We start from the raw sequence: 15,625 nt of genomic DNA, 5'->3' as shown, positions 1-15,625 counted from the left end.
GGCAGGAACCGCCATGGGCTCGGGTGCGGGTGCGGTCTCAATGATGGCCGGCGCTGCGGTCGCGGGCGTGGTTTCGGGGGCTTCTGCCCGGCGGCGGGCCGGAGCGGGCTCGTAGGAAACGGATTCGATCTTGTTGTCCGGGTGGACGATGAGTTCGCCGTGTCCTTCGGGGTCCTCGATGCGGACCCGGACGGGGCGCTGGAGGGTCTGGGCTTCGCCCACGATGAGGGCCAGGGCGTTGTTGCGGAGTTCCTGCATGGAGTCTCCGGCAGGGACGATGCGGGAGTTGCCCGCGACGATGACCTCGGCGGTGCCGTTGTCCCGGACGATGGCCCTGATGTTGGGAAAGGCCATAACTTGCGTTGGTGTAGTGCCCATGAGCTTCTTCCTTACGTGTGGGGGGTGGACGTACCGGCGTTTAGGAGGCGGGCGGGGTGAGGCGGTTGACCTTCCACGGGGCGTCCCTGCCGGTGCGGATCAGCTGCACCGTGTAGGTCCCGGCGTTGGTGGGGACCGCTGCCATGACGCCGAAGCCGTTGGCTTCATCGACGTTCAGGGTGGCGGCGCCGGTGACGCGGGATGCGGGGATGTTGGCCGGGTCAACTGCCGAGTAGTCGGCGGTGGCCTGTGGGGTCAGCCAGCGGGCCAGGTCATTGGCCCACTGCTTTTCCTCCACGGCGGGGCGGGCGAAATCCGTCATGGCGTTCTCTGCGACGTCCATGGCTTCGTCCTTGCTGGCCTGATCCCAGCTGATGCCGATGGTGGCGGGGATCGTGCCGCCCGGTGCCTGGGGTCCGCTGTTGGCGCTCAGGGAGACCGGCGCGGATGAGGTGGGGCTGGCGGGCGCTGATGCCGACGGCGCTGTCGTGGTGTTGCCTGCCGGTGCGCACGAAACGCAGAGCAGCGCCACGGCGAGCAGGGTCACGGGCTTTTTCACTTCTTCTCCTCTTGGGTGGGCAGGTACAGGAAAGCGGAGGGGACAGCGTTGGCCACTGTCCGGGTGTAGTAGCTGTGGTCCGCCGGGGCCGGGTTGCCGTTGTAGCCCTCTTCGACGTAGGTCCCGTTATCCTTGACTTCCTTGACCACCGCGACGTGGCCGAAGTTCGGGTCCGCTCCCCCGGCACCGGGGGCGTACCAGACAACCGCGCCGACCCGGGGTGTGTTGCCGGAGTCCCAGCCCTTGGCGTCCCAGCCGGCCTTCCAGGTCAGGGCCGAGCCGAGGCCCTGCCCGTCCGGGCGGAAGGAGCCGTTGAGGAACTTGAACGGGGCACCGGTCGAACCCATCTGCTGGTTGACCCGCCAGAGGGCGAAGTCCACGCACTCGCGGTAGTACATGCCCAGCGGTGAGGTGCTGGCCGAGTTTGCGCCGACCTGCAGCCAGGTCGGGGAGTTCTTCCACGGGTAGTCATCCCCCGCGCCGGATTGTCCGGGGATGGCGCAGTCGCTGCCTTGCAGGGAGAACTTCGAGTTCGAGAGCGCCTGGACGAGTTTGACGGCCTCGGGCCAGTACTTCTGGTAGTGGTAGGGGTCGGCGTTGCGCTGGACCTTGTTGCCGGCAAGGGTCGGTTCCAGCCGTTCCCAGCCGGCCACGCCTTTCAGGGCCTTGATGAAGTTCGTCGCGCTGATGGTGGGGTCCATGCGGTCTGCGTAGGAGCCCCACGCGCCGTTGTCGCGCTGCTGGAACAACCCGCGTGAGTCCGGGCCTGCACCGTCGCCGGTATCCAGGACCCGCAACCCCGACTCCCCAAGGGAAACCATGACGCTGATCATCTGCCCGTTGACCGACAGGTCCTGTGCCTTACCGGCACCCATGATCGCCGCGGCGTTCTTCAACTGCTCCTCGGTGTAGCCCTCGACCTTGGCGTCATCATCGATGACAACAGAGACGGCCGGACCGCAGGTGGCGGCAGCTGGCTTCGCGGGGGCGAGAAGCAGAAGCATGGAGAAGATCAGTCCGAAGAACAGCCCGGGGATGGCAATGATGGCCACTAGGCCAAGCGATGTGCGGTGCATTAGATTCGCCCCTCCCCCTTGGACGTCGACTGGCTCAACCAAAAGATTACACGCCTGTAGTGAACATGTACAACGCCTGTAGTGGGCATGAATTGTTCAGATATGAGGGATTCAGGCGACGTTACGATGATTGAGTGCCGTTCCTCTTCCTGGTTCGGCGCTGGAGGGTGAGACCTAATGCTGACGACACGGCGCGGCCTGGCCTGCCTCGCGTTCCTTGTACCGGCGGCCGCACTATCTGGATTCGCGGTTGTCATGGCCCGCAAGATCGTTAAACGGGGACCAAAGGACTACCGTCGTGCCGAACTGACAGATGATGGCCGTAGAGTCCGCATCGATTTGGACGACTACACCAAAGCCCCGGGCGACTTTGGCGTGTTCGACCCCGCGACAGAGAAGTACACGAGAGTCGGCGAGGTCACGCTGATCAATGAGGATCAAAAGTACGTAGAACGGCGGATTGATCCTCTTGGGTCCGTGCCGGGACGTCTGGGGCCAATCGTCGATTGGACTCCGGACGTGTTTTTCGAGCCCTCTGCTGTCGGCGGACGGTTCGAAGAGGTGGACGTCCCCACCGCGTACGGTGCGGCGCCTGCATGGCTATTTGAAGCTGAGAACACGGACGTATGGGTGATCCATATCCATGGCAGCTGGACCGACCGCTCGATCATGTTCCGGGACGTCCACGCATTCAGTTCTTTAGGATTCACCTCCTTGGTCCCCACATTTCGCAGCGACCCGGAGGTCAGCCCACCACAGGCCGAATCGAGCCACCTTGGGCAAACGGAGTGGCGTGATGTGGAAAGCGCTGTGTCCTACGCCGTCGCTCGTGGAGCCAGACGCATCATCCTCTCCGGCTGGTCAATGGGTGGGACCATTGCGCTGCTGACAGCGGAGCGCAGCGCCCATCGGGACCGGATCGTCGGAGTCGTCCTGGTAGGGCCGGTCACGAGCTGGCGCAAGACCATCACGGCGGGGGCGGTGCGGGCTGGCGTGCCGGCGATTGGTGCCGGCCTTGTCATGTGCCTGTTGCAGGCTCCCCCGTTCGCGAGGATGCTCGGGTTGGAGGAACCGATCGATTTCGATGCACTTGAATGGGTCGATGTGCCTAAGCGGGTGGCAGTCCCGACGCTGGTCCTGCACTCCTACACAGATCAAGAGGTTCCCTGGGAGATCTCAGCGGCGTTCCAACGCGCGAATCCTGACACCGTCACCCTGATTCCCCTACCTGAGGCGCATCATACCCAGGAGTGGAATGCCTCGCCTTGTACCTTCTCCAACGAACTTACGGCTTGGGTCAGCAAGACGATCTTGGCTGAGCAGGGCTAGGTCTGTGCGTCTAGCTTGGCCTCAATTTTGCTGATTCTGCCCTCAACAGACTCCGGGAACATCGTCATGTTCCCCCGCTGGTAGTTGTGCAGAACGATGAGGCTTTTGTAGACCCCGTTTTCGAGCGTTTCATTGAAAAGGTCCAACGCCGGGCTGACTCGGGCTTGATCTGCATTTACCCGGATCCTCAACGCCGTAAGCCAGAGTGCATCGATCATCCAGAGCCGCAATTTCGGGAGCTGCTTGGACAGGAAAAGAATCAGCCACCCCGCCGCCGTCACCGAGAGTCCTACATAGAAAAGGCGGTCAAACCAGGATCCGATCGCTTGGGCGAAGGCATCCCAGGGTGAGAAATGGAACAGCACCACGTACGTAATGTGGCACGAACAAGCCGCCGCAACCACGAGCAGGCCCGCTGAGAATGTTGCATACGGGCCCCGCGCCTTGTGCCGAAGCATGTAGATGATCCTGAGCACGGTGAACAACAACGCGAGCATGTATGTGCCGCTGTATGTGGCAGTTGCGAGCTGGTCCATGCGGGTATCAATGAAGTCCGCAGCTGTTGGAGCTTTGTCCTTAATCAGGGCGAAGCTGACAATCATGATGGGAATGCTCAGCAACGGGGCGTAGTAGGTCCATCTGACAATGGGTACGTTCGCTAGACGCCGCACGCTGTCATTGAAGAAGAAGATCGCCAGTAGCGCGAAGATGGCTTGAAGCAGGTTCGTCACGTTGATGCCACCGAGGTAGCTGTCGATGACCTCGAGCGGTGTAACCGTCCCCAGGACATAGAGCGCCGTCAGACCGAACATCGATGCCAGCCACGACGCCCGGGATTCCGCCACCTTCACCACCGAGGGGACCCGAAGGAGGCATAGGGCACTCAGGAGCGCAAAGAGCAAAAGTTTCATGGTCTAGCTGAGGAAAGGATCAGGATCGGACGAGCCGCGTCCACGGGTCTTCTTCGACATCTCGAAAGCGAAATCCTCCACCCACCGTTCGACAGGATGATTCGGAACGGACCGGCAGGTAACGCTAATCGCGTCCGCGGTTTCCCTCAGCATCTCTTCAGAGAGATCCGGCAGAGCCAAGGAAATCCGAAAGCTCTCCAAGTAGATGTGTCCGAGCTCGTGATAGATGCAGTGAAGTTTGTAGTGCCGCGACTTCTGCGGGGGGAAATAGACGTTTATGCGATCTTCAAATTCGGCTTTGAAGGCCGTCAGCGCACCCCAGGACTCCTTGTACTCGATCAGATTGATCGGCTTCTCACAGATCACGGTCAAGCGGTCGACAACTTCCTTCATCGATGTCGTGCCGTCTCCGCATAACTCCCGAACCTTTTCCGGGACCGGCGGGAGAGCCATTCACCTGTCGTCTTTCTCGTCGTCTTTCATCGATGCATCGATGATCCTCGTGATCGTCCTCAGTGTTTCTGGCGAGGTGGCCCCCAGGTTTCTCGCTGCAAAGTTCTTCACCTTGAGCTTCCGCATCTGCACAAGGAATTCCATGCGCGCTTCTACCTCGGGAGGAGTCTCGCTGTTGAGATCACACAGATAACTGGCTGGTACGGCAAAAACGAACTCTGCTATGCCCTTCAGCAGTTCTTGATCCGTCACCAGGCTGCCAGTGCCATTGATCAAGTAGGACCACCGTGTCCGCGACAGGTGGATTCCGTGGGCGGAAAGTGCTTCTTCGACATGAGGGTAAGTGAGCGCAGTGTTGTTATCTGCCTCCCAGATATCCACCAGGATGCCCATGCGATCCGCTAGCCGCTCTTTCTTCTGTTGCTGCGTAAGAAACACGCTGCGGCCCCCATTTGCCATCTATACAGCTCCTTAGCCAAGCTCAGCCACTTGTGTAGGCCGGCCACACAGGGCGGGCGGGCAGCTGACACAAGAAATGTTACCCGATGCCTACCGCAGGGTGCAGGCAGTGAGTTGTGCATGTGCGGAGCATGTATGTAGTCTGTCGCTTGCTGGGTCTTTTGAAGGAGCAACCGCGACAGGACCTGTATATCTACAGGTTGTCTTAAACCGAAGTGAGGGTGATGACATGGAGGAATACCGCCCACCCAAGCTGATAGGTAAGAAGGCACCCCTGAACTGCCTGGTGCTCCCAGATCAGCATTACACCGCCTGGAAGGCGACGCAGCGGTACAACATGTCCTTCGGTGAGTACGTTGGTGCTTTGATAGACCGCGCGGAAGGGCGTCCCAACAAGCTTGATGGGATGCAACGGGGGGCATTGGCAATTGAAGAGTCTTAGAACACCCAAAAGCCAAAGAGCGACACGCCGCGAGGACCTGCGCGGTTTCGTTTATCAAAACCGCTTAGATGGCACTATGGCAATTCAGAAGCTTGCTCAAGGAGGCCGCCCTTCCAAGGGACCCCGGCACACGTTCGTGGTAAAGCCCGATCTTGCGCGGGCCGAGAAACTGCGAGCAATCATGGAGATTCTTGGTACGAACGCAGTCGACTACCTGACTCCGCTGGTTGCCGCCCACATAGATTCCATCAACCTTGATGAACTGCGCAACCAGGAGATTTTGCCTATACCAAAGGCCAGTTAAAGACTGAAGGCCCGCACTAGGCGGGCCTTCAAAAAGTATGCGTTCAGATCCTCTTCTTGGCGGATCAGCGATCTGAACTTATCCAAGCTCCCCCGCGAGGGGGGCTCCATTCGCTATACCCCGAAGGGACTAGCTGTTGTCTATGGTACCTGTAGCGGCCGTGCCGTCAATAACTGACGCGCTGCAATCCGAGCGTCAAATCACACCCGCTATGGCATGGGCTCTCGCTCCTTTAATCGCCGGTGCACCGACCTACCGCCCGGGGCGATGGATCGACGGCCGATTCCAATACCCCCGGCCGCAAAACCCACCGCGGATCACCGCTTCCTTGCCAAGGCAGCCGGCAGCGGTTCCCATTCACGGAGCAGACGGCTCCGTGGCTACGCTCTGCCTCGACCTGGATACTTCCAAAGCGCTGCAAGGCGTAGTCGATGACGACGCCCAACGCCTCGGAAACCTCTTGAAAAGCTGCGGTGTCCGATACATCGCGGACTACTCCCCCAGCGGCGGACGCCACCTCTACATTCCCCTGGCCGAGCGCATGGAAGCACCAGCGGCTCGTGAGCTGATTGAAGCCCTCGCACAGACGGCAGCCAGCCTTGATCCCAGCCCGCACCAGAACGTCACTGACGGCTGTATTCGGGTCCCAGGAAGTGCCCACAAACGCGGCGGCCACCAGACACTCGTCACCGCCCTGAACGAGGCATACGACGTGCTGCGACGCCGCAACCCTGTCCACGCTGTCGCGGCCCTCCGACGGGCTCTGGCACCGGAGCTCAAACGTGCACGCGAGCTAAAGGCCCGCGCCGCCAAGATGGCAGCCCCGGCGAGAGCGAATGGTGTCAGTCCGGTCCCCTTTGGCGGGAGCCAGTCCCCCCTGCGTCTGGCGGCCCGAACCGGCCTGTATGACACCGCCCGGTACGCCAGCCCGTCAGAAGCCCGCATGGCAGTGCTGAACCACTTCGCAGCCTGTGGCTGGACCCTGGATCAGGTCCGCCTCGAGCTGGGAGGCCAGTTCCCCGGCCTCGCGGCCCTCTACTCCGACGCCCGCCGGCAGGAACGCCTCCTCGATAAAGAGTGGGCTGAGGCCTGCCGCTGGATCCAGAAAACGGGAACCCCGTCATCGGGCAAAAGGAATGCCCGTATTAACGACACAAGCCAACCAATACCCACAGGGGGGGCCAGCAGAACCAGCAGCAAAGCTGCTGCACACCAGCTCGTAAACGATCTTGAAAATGTCCTGTACGCAGTCCTTGACCACAGATTCAAAGAACGCGGCCGCGAAGGCCTCAGCCTGCGCCTGCTGCTGCGCGCAGTGCTCGGCTACATGCGAACCATGGAAACTGACGTGCTGGATGTAGGTTGCCGTACCTTCGCCACTGCATTGGGCAAGCACCACGGCACCATCTCCAGGTTGCTCCCGATGCTCGAACAAGCCTCAGACGGCATCCTGACCAAAATTGCCGATGCACGCGGCCGCAACGCCGACACCTACGTGATCCAACTCCCCCAGCACTTTGAACAACTTGCCCGGGAACTCTCCTGGCGCAGCGGGAAGATCCATGGCATCCGCCCTGTATTCCGTGCCCTGGGCGACGTCGCTGCCCTCGTCTACGAGTCCATCGAACGCGGACGCCTCTCCCCCACCACAGCAGCAATTGTCCGGTCTACAGGACTCAGTCGCACAGCCGTTGAAACGGCGTTGGCCGCCATGAGCAGCTACAACATGATCGGACGCAGGCACGGGCACTGGAGCATCACGGCCGGAACCAGCCTGACAACCCTGGCCCGGCGGCTCGGTGCACTTGACGACGCCGCAGAGCAGATCAGTATCCACCGAAAGCAACGCGCAGCCTGGCACGCATGGCTGGACAGGAACCTCGCGCCCGAACTGGCGGAACACGAAGTGGACGAACCTGACTCTGATCTCTACTGGATCCCACCCTCGGAAACCGAATTTGACCTGATCGGGACGCTATGGCGAGCTGCGTAGGTCGCCGGCGTTGGTAGTCGACATGGATCCAACTGACCGCGTTGGTAAGTCTTTGCTTGCTTCGCCGGTTTCACAAGTGAAAAAAGCCAATACAGGAACACTGGTAAATCTGGCGAAGCAAGTGAATACGTGCTTGCTTGCTTCGCCCGTTTCACAAGTGAAAAAAGCCAATACAGGAACACTGGTAAATCTGGCGAAGCAAGTGAATACGTGCTTGCTTGCTTCGCCCGTTTCACAAGTGAAAAAAGCGAAGACACGGAAACAAGCTTCACAAGCAAAGCCAGTGTTACTGGCTACGCTGGGATCACTCTGGAAGGGGATTTGATGAAATACGATCTGGACCGCGGTGCCCTAAGCCGCGTTATCGCGGTAATCAACGGCAAAGGCGGGGTCTTCAAGACCAGCTTGGTGGCCAACGTAGGCGGACTCCTCGCCGAGGGCGGCTCGCGTGTGCTCCTCGTCGATCTCGACCCTCAAGGAAACCTCGCCGAGGATCTCGGCTACGCCGACCAGGGTGACGGCGGTAGAAGTCTGGCGGCCTCGCTCTGCTTCGGCGGAGAACCCGACCTGCTGACCGCTGTCCGACCCAACCTCGATGTCATTGCCGGCGGACCCCATCTCGACGATGCCGCGGCATTCCTTGGAGCCAAAGCCCAGAAGGACCGTGACGCTGCGCAACTCGCCCTGGCCAAACTGCTTGCCGGCGTCGCGGGGGAGTATGACCTGGTCCTGCTGGACTGCCCGCCGGGAAATGAGCCCCTGCAGGCCGCCGCGGTAGCTGCCGCCCGCTACGCACTGGTACCGCTGAAGACGGACATGTCCAGCCGTAAAGGTGTCGCCGCCGTCGCAGCACGCATGGACAGCGTCGTCGGCCTCAATCCCTCCCTGGACCTATTGGGCGTCGTTCTGGTTGGTACCGGTACGAATTCCAAGCAGGTACACAAGGTCACCCGCGACCACCTCACCGCCGATTTTGGCACCGACGAAGTGCTGTTCCCGATGAGCATCCGCCACGCGGAGGCCACGGCCCAGGCGTGCCGTGAGCGTGGGCTGCTGGCCCATGAGCTCGAGCGGGAGCTCAGCAAGGGGCCGAAATGGTGGGAAGTCCTGCGCGGTGAAGCGAAAGCCGGCAACGCCGGGCCCAAATCGGCTTCCAGCGTGGCCGAAGACCTGCACGCAGTCGCCATGGAAGTGACCCGCCGCATCGCCGTCGCAGAATCTCAGGAGGTCAGCGCGTGAGCGCCGAACCGACACCCAGCCGCCCCGCACTTGGATTGCCCCCGCGGCGCACGGCAGCTCCGGCTGCCGAGGCGCCGCTGGCACGGATGCTCCCCGGCCACCGCCCGGAGACGCCAAAAAAGGCAGAACCCAAAGAAGCTGAGACGGCTAATATGACGGTCAGTATCCCCGCCGCACTGCGGAACCGCGCGCGGGCAGCGTACCGGGCGACCAGTTACCTCGAAGGGGACAACACCTGGAGCCACTTTGTGGCGAAAGCCATCGAAGCAGAGACCGCCCGCCGCGAAGCCGAACACAACGACGGAGCGATGTACCCGTCTTGGGGTGAGAATCTTCCCGGCGGTAGGCGACTTAAAGACAGCTGACGCAACACGGCCTGATCCTCTACGGCGGCAGGCGGGTGTGGGCGCGTTCGGCTCTTGCCTGGCCACCAACGGGCTTTCGCTGAGTTCGAGCTGGCCCTGCTCGGTGAACGCCAGCCGGAAGGGTCCACCCTGGCAACGCTCTACCAGTGCCTCAGGGCAGTCGCCCAGCACAGCCGAAGTAGCTGCACTCAGGTATTAAATGAACCGAGGCCAGAACTCGAATATGTTCTGGCCTCGGACGTGTCTTCTAAGCGGCGTTCTAAGGGGATTCTGCGCTTGGCCCGACGGCCCCAGCTGGCCGAACTTCAATCTGAGCGGTGCAGCCCTTAGTGCGCTGCTTCGTACTTTTCCATGATGTCTCCCTGGATGCGACCGCGGGCATTGACAGGCAGGCCTTGGCCGACAGCCCACAGCCGGACTTCGCGGGCATTGGAGGAAGCTGGACGGGCTGTGCGAGCCCGGCCGCCGGTCTTCCGGGCTGCTTTCGTGTAGGGGCTGAAGGCTTCACGCAGCTCACGTGCGTGAGCATCATTGAGATCGATTGCGTATTCGACGCCGTCAAGGGCAAACGAAAGTGTCTCGCTCGCCTTGGAGCCGTCGAAGTCGTCTTCCAAAAGGGTTACTACTCTTTGTGCCATAGGAAAAGTTTAAGGCTTCGTAATCACGCCGGATGACTGTTCGCTGCTATCGAAGGTCAGGGGGAATTCTAAGAATTCACCAACGAAGACTTCGCGGCACCGGCCGACATGGAAGACGGTTATGACCATGAAGCACCGGGACCAAGTGGTCCGTGACGACACCGGGAGCGGTCAGCTCACGGTTCTGCCGCACCCGGAGTTTCTCCTGTAGCTTCCCAGTCGACGTATGCGCTGTTATCAGCGTTTGTAGCGCGCAGGGACGTGCTTGTCCGGAAGAACCCTACCGTTAGGTCAGATCTTGGCGGTTACCTTGGGCCTACGCTTGTCCGTGGCTTTTCGCTTCTGGGCTACGCCCGATTTCCAATCTTCAAGGTCCTGAATGAGGGCCTTTATATCAGCAGGGCTTGGCGGTTCGTCCTGAGCTTCCTGTGGTTCGTCATGGGGCCCGAGCCGTGAGAGCTCGGTCATTGCATTTTCAATGGCAGTCCAGTCGCTGTCGTCGACCGTAACCGTGCGGACTCGGTTTGTCTGGACGGCACGTTCGAAACGCGTCACCGCGTCGTTGAAGAGGACCTCTTCGATTGCCCTTTCCCAAGCCTTGCGCATCTCTCTGACAAGAGTTTCGCTGGCTTCTCGCCACTCCTTGTCGGCCTTGTTGTCCCAGTATTTTTCATTTTGCTGCAAGTGATTGCGGATGTAGCCGAGCCGTTTACTAAGGTTTGCGCCATACGGAGGTAACGTGCCGCTGTACGTGCCCGCTCCGGCAGAAGTGTTTTCCAGTACTCGGTACTCGATGTCGGCTCCGGTATGTGGAGCGTGGTGATTTAGCTGTTCGAGGAAGGCGATGTCGTGGGTGAAAACGACAACCTGACGCTCCAGAGCTTCGATGGCAAGGCGTTTTGCGACTTTGGCTCTGTATTTGTGATCCAGGGATGATACGGGGTCATCCATTACGATTGCAGCTTTGGACTTGCTGTACCGCAACTCCGTCAGGAATCGGGCGAGGCTGATTATCCGACATTCGCCCTCACTGAACACTTCACCGAGAGCGTTTTTTGCATCTACGCCGTCGAAAGTGAGCTTGAAAGTGCTGGCAGCATTGGCGGAACCTGCTCGACTAATGGAAACCTGAAGACGGCCAGCGCCGAGCTGCTGTAGCTCGTCGTTGAAAATTTCTCGAAGTGTCTCCGTCACCAGTTGCTGAGAGAGCTTGCCGTGTTGCTGCGTCACCGCGTTTCTCTTGGTGGTGGTGATTGCCGCCTTGAGCTTTCTCAAATCCGTCTGTCGTCGATTCTCCGCCAGGACTGGATTCAGGTTGGCCGCCAGGACCTCACGGTCCTGTAGGGTCCGATGTTCCTTGCGGAGTTTGGCTTGGCCTTCTTCATCACAGAGTTCCGCCAGCCCACTCATCTGCAAATCCCAGTCTGCGATGGCGGTTTGGAAGCTGGCCACAATGCTGGGGACGTCCCACTCGGCATCGTCAGCTAGCGGCCGCTGAAACTCGCTTGGGGTGGCCACAAGACGTTGCATGAAATCAAGTCGGGCTTTCGCAGCCGTTGAGACGGGCGCTATCGCCTTCGAGAAGCTGAGTTCTTGGGACAGATCGGCGAGCTCGGCGGATGGAACCAGGTTCTGAACCGCTGCGGTTACTTTGCGTTGGACTAATTCAAACGCAGTAACTGTTTCGGCCCGTGCAGTTTTGAGTTCCTGTTGTGCCTTGTCATGCACATGTATTTCCAGGGACTCCATTCGACGCTTGGCTTCTTGCCCAAGGATCTGCTGGCAGAGGACACACCGAGCATCTCCGTCCACATGTGGAAACGCATGCTCGGGATAGGCGCTGGAGCGAGAGTACGTCCGTGCGGCATCCCAAAGCTGCTTCCAAACTGTGCCTCCGAGGTCGGGCAGCTCCATTCCTGCGAGCAGAGCCGCGCTTGCTTCAGCCACCGTTGCCTTGTCGGCGACATCTTCAGCCTTGTCTCGGCTCGCTGCAATCTGCGTTTCATCGAGGCAGCTGGCGAGGACCTCCAAATTCTCAATCAGTTCCTCAGCCTCTTTCGTCACGCGTTTGAGACTGGCTATTTTTATGGATGGATCTGTCCTGGAGGCTTCTTCCAAGGCCTGCGTGAGCTCCGCCAGTCTCTCCACCTCTTCTGGCGTGAGGACGGAGGCCATCCTGATGCGGGCTTCGATGCCCTCCTGGCCCAATGCAGACATCAGCTCAGTTAGCTCCGAGTCCTGGTGCAGGAACGTAATGGGTGTAGGACCTGCTTCTTTGGCGTCTATCCTTCCCTGCAACTCCTCTTCGACCTGGCGAAGTGCAGAGCCCAGACTCTCCAAGAGTCTTAGAGCCTCAGGTGTGTACGCTGCCTGAGCACCGTCATGAATGTGGTGGTCTGCTGCCTTTGAGTCGAAGACCGAGACACTCTTCAGCGCTGCCGCCGCGGTTCTGCCATGCGTCCATTCACAAGTTTCCTCGCTGTTTCCAATGGACCAGCTGATATTTGCTTTGGGGATTCCTTGCGCCTGCGCATAAATGTTGGGCAAGACTTGCCCGGGCAATCCGCGGACTTGGCACACTTGGCGAAGCAGGCGCGTGTACCCAGATTTTCCCGTCCCGTTAGCTCCGTATATGACAGTCAACCCAGCTGGGGCGAACTGAAGGACCTGATTCGCTGCCAGTTTATTCACATTCTGTGCGTTGCTGATCTGCGTCAGGGTTACTGGTGGAGCTGTGCTAGTCGTAACCGAAAGCTCCTCAGCGGTGACACTACGCTTTGGGAGGGAGCTGGCCTGGGACTCCGAAAGACATTTATCTGCGAGCTCGAGGATTTCCTTAGGGCTAAAAGGACCCTTGGAAGCTCGTATCAGAGCATCAGCATGCCATGACGGGCGGTTCTTGATCCACTCAAGGAGTTCGAGTATTGCGTGGTCCACCGGCTCGAGCGATTCGTTAGTCACTTCCCGATCTTTACAGCGCGGCCTACTGCATATGGATAGCGACACGGAGGGAGCATCATTTGCGGTCTTAGTAGAGGTTCTGGCGCAGTCAGCCGGTCTCACAAACGATCCATTACTTAGACAGTTGGGCCCCTTTTGAGGTGGCGTCGGGAGGGCCTAGGAACTCGCGGATCAACACGAACCCTTGCTGTCTCAAAACCCCGTCCAACAACAAGTAGTCTCCCATCGACAAATCTTGCGGGATTAATAGAAGTCTGGGACGGCATAACATGACGCTTGGGGCAGGCGACTTCGGTCAAACGACGGCTGATATTGACGACATCGAGTGCCTCCGTGTCCGGAGCCGCCTACACCAGCGGTCGATCCTTCGTGCCGAAATGACGGCACCCGCACCACGAACGAACAGCTTCCTTACTCCCGCTGTGGAAGGATCTACGCATGCTTCGGAATAGGGCGCTACCCCAGACAATTCAGATCTATCTGCCGCAGGGTGACCCTGCCGGCATCCGCATGGCTGAGATCACCACGCGAACGGTGCGCGTATTCGAGGTGCCGCGCCCTCTGCTCCGCGATTTCCGGGAAATGCCTGAATCCAAGCAGGTGGGCGTCTACTTCCTGTTTGGATCATCGCCCTCGGGCAGGCCGTCCGGCTACATAGGCCAGAGCGGAAACATCGGCGATAGGCTAAAGCAGCACTCGGACAAAAAGGACTTTTGGGACCACGCCCTGGTTGCTGTGTCTCTCACCAATGCCTGGACGAACACACACACGGGATACATGGAATGGCAAGCCATAAGAAGGGCCACGGAAGCCGGGCGCTACGAACTGCACAACGCCAATGACGCCTCAAACCCGCATACGCCGGCGCCTCTCGAATCGGACTGCCGCGAGTATCTGGAGACCATCTCCGTCCTCCTAACAACCCTCGGCTACCCAATTCTTGAGCCTGTCCGGGAGATCCGGTTGGCCGGCCCCAGCGGCGGCGGCAACGATGCGGCCGAGACGCTGATCTTCCGGGAAGGCGGGACTGAAGCCCGAGCAAGGCCAACTACGGAAGGTCTCCTTGTTCTCGCCGGGTCGGCGGGCAAGGCTGTGGCTCGCCCCTCGCTGCCAGCTTCTCTCCTGCGCCGGCGCCTTGACCTAGTTGAGCAGGGCGTGGTCGATATTCGCGGTAACGATTACGTCTTCGTTAAGGACCAGCTGTTCAGCAGTCCTAGCACCGCTGGCGCGGTGGTTTTAGGCGGCAGCATCAACGGAAGGATTACCTGGAAGACTGCCACGGGCCGGACCTTCCAGCAGCTCGAGGATGAGGCGCTGAATGACGGTTCTCCGGAATCAGCCTAGTGTCGCCTGATTTGTCGCAACGGGTCCAAAGGCTGTGCGGCGGCTATCGCCCGGATTAACGTCATCATGCCAGATGTTTTACTCTCGCCCCCGGACACAGCAAGAGACTGGCCGGCCGCAAGGGCTGACCAGTCTCTCGGGACTGCTAGAGCGGCTGGATGTTCTCAGCCTGGGGGCCCTTGGGGCCCTGGGTGATGTCGAACTGAACCTTCTGGTTCTCGTCCAGGGACTTGTAACCGCTGGATGCGATTGCCGAATAGTGTGCGAACACGTCAGCGCTTCCGTCGTCAGGGGCAATGAAACCGAAGCCCTTTTCGGAGTTGAACCACTTGACAGTACCTGTTGCCATGCTTGATTTCCTTCACGGGTCGCTGGGCGGTTCCGCTTCTCGGAATACCGTCCCCGCCACTCACATGGATGAGCCTAAGGGCGATCGTTGGCAGGGGCAACAGTTGGCTTCAAAAGCGGAAGTCGCCGAGGCGGCTTGGCATCAGCTGCGGCCGAAAGGGCCGATGGGTGAGCCGGCCGGTGCGGGGGCCACTGCCGCCGTTCTGCCTCAGGGCGTCTGAGAGGTGATCCATTGCCGGGCATCCAGCTCTCCGATCCGCCGGTACAGGGTCGCCCGGGACATGCCCAGGTCACGGGCGACGTGAGTGGCTGCCTCCCCGGCGTCGATGAGGCGGCGGGCGTTGCTGATCTGGCTGTCGCTGAACTGCTGCCGCCGTCCGCCCAGATCCTTCCCCGCGGCCCGGCGTTTGGTGACGGAGTCGTTGATGCGTTCGCGCTTGATCTCGAGTTCCATCTGGGCCAGGGCCGCCATGACGGTGAAGACCATGGATCCCATCGGGGTGCCGGTGTCCACATTCCCGCCGCCCAGGTTCAGCACCCGAAGGTTGATGCCCCTGGCCCGCAGCTCTTCGGAGAGGCCGAGCATGTTCACCGTGGACCTTCCCAGCCGGTCCAACGTGGTGATCACCAGCGTGTCCCCCTCGTGCAGTGCTTCCAGCGCCCTCTTGAATGCCGGCCTCGATGCCCGGGCGCCGCTGACCCCGTGGTCGGTGTAGAGGTCATCACGTCGCACACCGGCTGCGAGCAGGTCCCGGATCTGCCGGTCGAAGTCCTGTGCCCTGGTCGAGACTCGGACGTAACCGATCAGTTTTCCCATGTAAGCCCC

The 15,625-nt window shown here is 60.3% G+C and carries 17 protein-coding genes and 1 pseudogene; 8 read left to right on the top strand and 10 right to left on the bottom strand.

Annotation, left to right across the window (positions count from 1 at the left end; genetic code table 11):
- From BJQ90_RS20290 to BJQ90_RS20280, 3 genes and pseudogenes are all read right to left on the bottom strand, one after another.
- Positions 1 to 378 (bottom strand): annotated as a pseudogene (locus BJQ90_RS20290) (chromosome partitioning protein ParA); the annotation flags it as partial.
- Positions 379 to 418: 40 nt separating this feature from the next.
- Complete coding sequence (locus tag BJQ90_RS20285) at positions 419 to 937, bottom strand: hypothetical protein (RefSeq protein WP_226761988.1); 519 nt, start codon at positions 935 to 937, stop codon at positions 419 to 421.
- Positions 934 to 2,013 carry a CHAP domain-containing protein gene (locus BJQ90_RS20280; protein ID WP_226761987.1) on the bottom strand — a complete coding sequence of 360 codons (1,080 nt, stop codon included), beginning with the start codon at positions 2,011 to 2,013 and terminating at the stop codon, positions 934 to 936. Before BJQ90_RS20280 ends, BJQ90_RS20285 begins: the two co-directional genes overlap by 4 nt.
- Positions 2,014 to 2,190: 177 nt before the next feature.
- Here BJQ90_RS20280 and BJQ90_RS20275 point away from each other — a divergent pair, with 177 nt between their 5' ends.
- Entirely contained in the window at positions 2,191 to 3,342 is a 1,152-nt protein-coding gene (locus BJQ90_RS20275; protein ID WP_226761986.1) for an alpha/beta hydrolase family protein, read from the top strand.
- On the opposite strand, the gene BJQ90_RS20270 is transcribed toward BJQ90_RS20275, so the two are convergent.
- Genes BJQ90_RS20270 through BJQ90_RS20260 form a run of 3 tightly spaced genes read right to left on the bottom strand, consistent with a single transcriptional unit; the run spans position 3,339 to position 5,165 of the window.
- Complete coding sequence (locus BJQ90_RS20270) at positions 3,339 to 4,253, bottom strand: hypothetical protein (protein ID WP_226761985.1); 915 nt, start codon at positions 4,251 to 4,253, stop codon at positions 3,339 to 3,341. The genes BJQ90_RS20275 and BJQ90_RS20270 overlap by 4 nt on opposite strands.
- Positions 4,254 to 4,256: 3 nt before the next feature.
- Positions 4,257 to 4,646: a hypothetical protein gene (locus BJQ90_RS20265; RefSeq protein WP_226761984.1), complete on the bottom strand. Its 390-nt coding sequence runs from the start codon at positions 4,644 to 4,646 to the stop codon at positions 4,257 to 4,259.
- Between the two features lie 60 nt (positions 4,647 to 4,706).
- Positions 4,707 to 5,165: a hypothetical protein gene (locus BJQ90_RS20260; RefSeq protein ID WP_226761983.1), complete on the bottom strand. Its 459-nt coding sequence runs from the start codon at positions 5,163 to 5,165 to the stop codon at positions 4,707 to 4,709.
- Between the two features lie 229 nt (positions 5,166 to 5,394).
- Here BJQ90_RS20260 and BJQ90_RS20255 point away from each other — a divergent pair, with 229 nt between their 5' ends.
- The 6 genes from BJQ90_RS20255 to BJQ90_RS20230 all read left to right on the top strand — a co-directional run bounded on the left by BJQ90_RS20255 (position 5,395) and on the right by BJQ90_RS20230 (position 9,508).
- Positions 5,395 to 5,607: a hypothetical protein gene (locus BJQ90_RS20255; protein ID WP_226761982.1), complete on the top strand. Its 213-nt coding sequence runs from the start codon at positions 5,395 to 5,397 to the stop codon at positions 5,605 to 5,607.
- Between the two features lie 76 nt (positions 5,608 to 5,683).
- Positions 5,684 to 5,911: a hypothetical protein gene (locus BJQ90_RS20250; RefSeq protein ID WP_226761981.1), complete on the top strand. Its 228-nt coding sequence runs from the start codon at positions 5,684 to 5,686 to the stop codon at positions 5,909 to 5,911.
- A 376-nt stretch (positions 5,912 to 6,287) separates the two neighbouring features.
- The gene (locus BJQ90_RS20245) at positions 6,288 to 7,904 is read left to right on the top strand and encodes a hypothetical protein (RefSeq protein WP_226761980.1); all 1,617 of its coding nucleotides are present in this window, start codon (positions 6,288 to 6,290) and stop codon (positions 7,902 to 7,904) included.
- 22 nt (positions 7,905 to 7,926) lie between these two features.
- Positions 7,927 to 8,229, top strand: a complete 303-nt coding sequence (locus tag BJQ90_RS20240; RefSeq protein WP_226761979.1) for a hypothetical protein — start codon at positions 7,927 to 7,929, stop codon at positions 8,227 to 8,229.
- Positions 8,229 to 9,143 (top strand): ParA family protein, encoded by a 915-nt coding sequence (locus tag BJQ90_RS20235; RefSeq protein WP_226761978.1) that lies wholly within the window; start codon positions 8,229 to 8,231, stop codon positions 9,141 to 9,143. Before BJQ90_RS20240 ends, BJQ90_RS20235 begins: the two co-directional genes overlap by 1 nt.
- 152 nt (positions 9,144 to 9,295) lie before the next feature.
- Positions 9,296 to 9,508, top strand: a complete 213-nt coding sequence (locus BJQ90_RS20230) for a ParB family protein (RefSeq protein WP_226761977.1) — start codon at positions 9,296 to 9,298, stop codon at positions 9,506 to 9,508.
- A 326-nt stretch (positions 9,509 to 9,834) separates the two neighbouring features.
- Here the strand turns inward: BJQ90_RS20230 and BJQ90_RS20225 are convergent, their stop codons facing one another.
- Entirely contained in the window at positions 9,835 to 10,146 is a 312-nt protein-coding gene (locus BJQ90_RS20225; protein WP_226761976.1) for a histone-like nucleoid-structuring protein Lsr2, read from the bottom strand.
- A gap of 291 nt (positions 10,147 to 10,437) precedes the next feature.
- Complete coding sequence (locus tag BJQ90_RS22800; protein ID WP_226761975.1) at positions 10,438 to 13,107, bottom strand: AAA family ATPase; 2,670 nt, start codon at positions 13,105 to 13,107, stop codon at positions 10,438 to 10,440.
- 510 nt (positions 13,108 to 13,617) lie between these two features.
- Here BJQ90_RS22800 and BJQ90_RS20215 point away from each other — a divergent pair.
- Positions 13,618 to 14,451, top strand: coding sequence for a GIY-YIG nuclease family protein (locus BJQ90_RS20215; protein ID WP_226761974.1), 834 nt, complete (start codon positions 13,618 to 13,620; stop codon positions 14,449 to 14,451).
- A gap of 145 nt (positions 14,452 to 14,596) precedes the next feature.
- Here BJQ90_RS20215 and BJQ90_RS20210 read toward each other — a convergent pair whose 3' ends face one another.
- Complete coding sequence (locus BJQ90_RS20210) at positions 14,597 to 14,800, bottom strand: cold-shock protein (protein WP_069951488.1); 204 nt, start codon at positions 14,798 to 14,800, stop codon at positions 14,597 to 14,599.
- 207 nt (positions 14,801 to 15,007) lie between these two features.
- Positions 15,008 to 15,616: a recombinase family protein gene (locus tag BJQ90_RS20205; RefSeq protein ID WP_226761973.1), complete on the bottom strand. Its 609-nt coding sequence runs from the start codon at positions 15,614 to 15,616 to the stop codon at positions 15,008 to 15,010.
- Between the last annotated feature and the right edge of the window lie 9 nt (positions 15,617 to 15,625).

The organism is Arthrobacter sp. SO3 (assembly GCF_020532825.1).
Taxonomy (GTDB): Bacteria; Actinomycetota; Actinomycetes; order Actinomycetales; family Micrococcaceae; genus Arthrobacter.
This window is presented reverse-complemented; position numbering and strand designations above follow the sequence as displayed.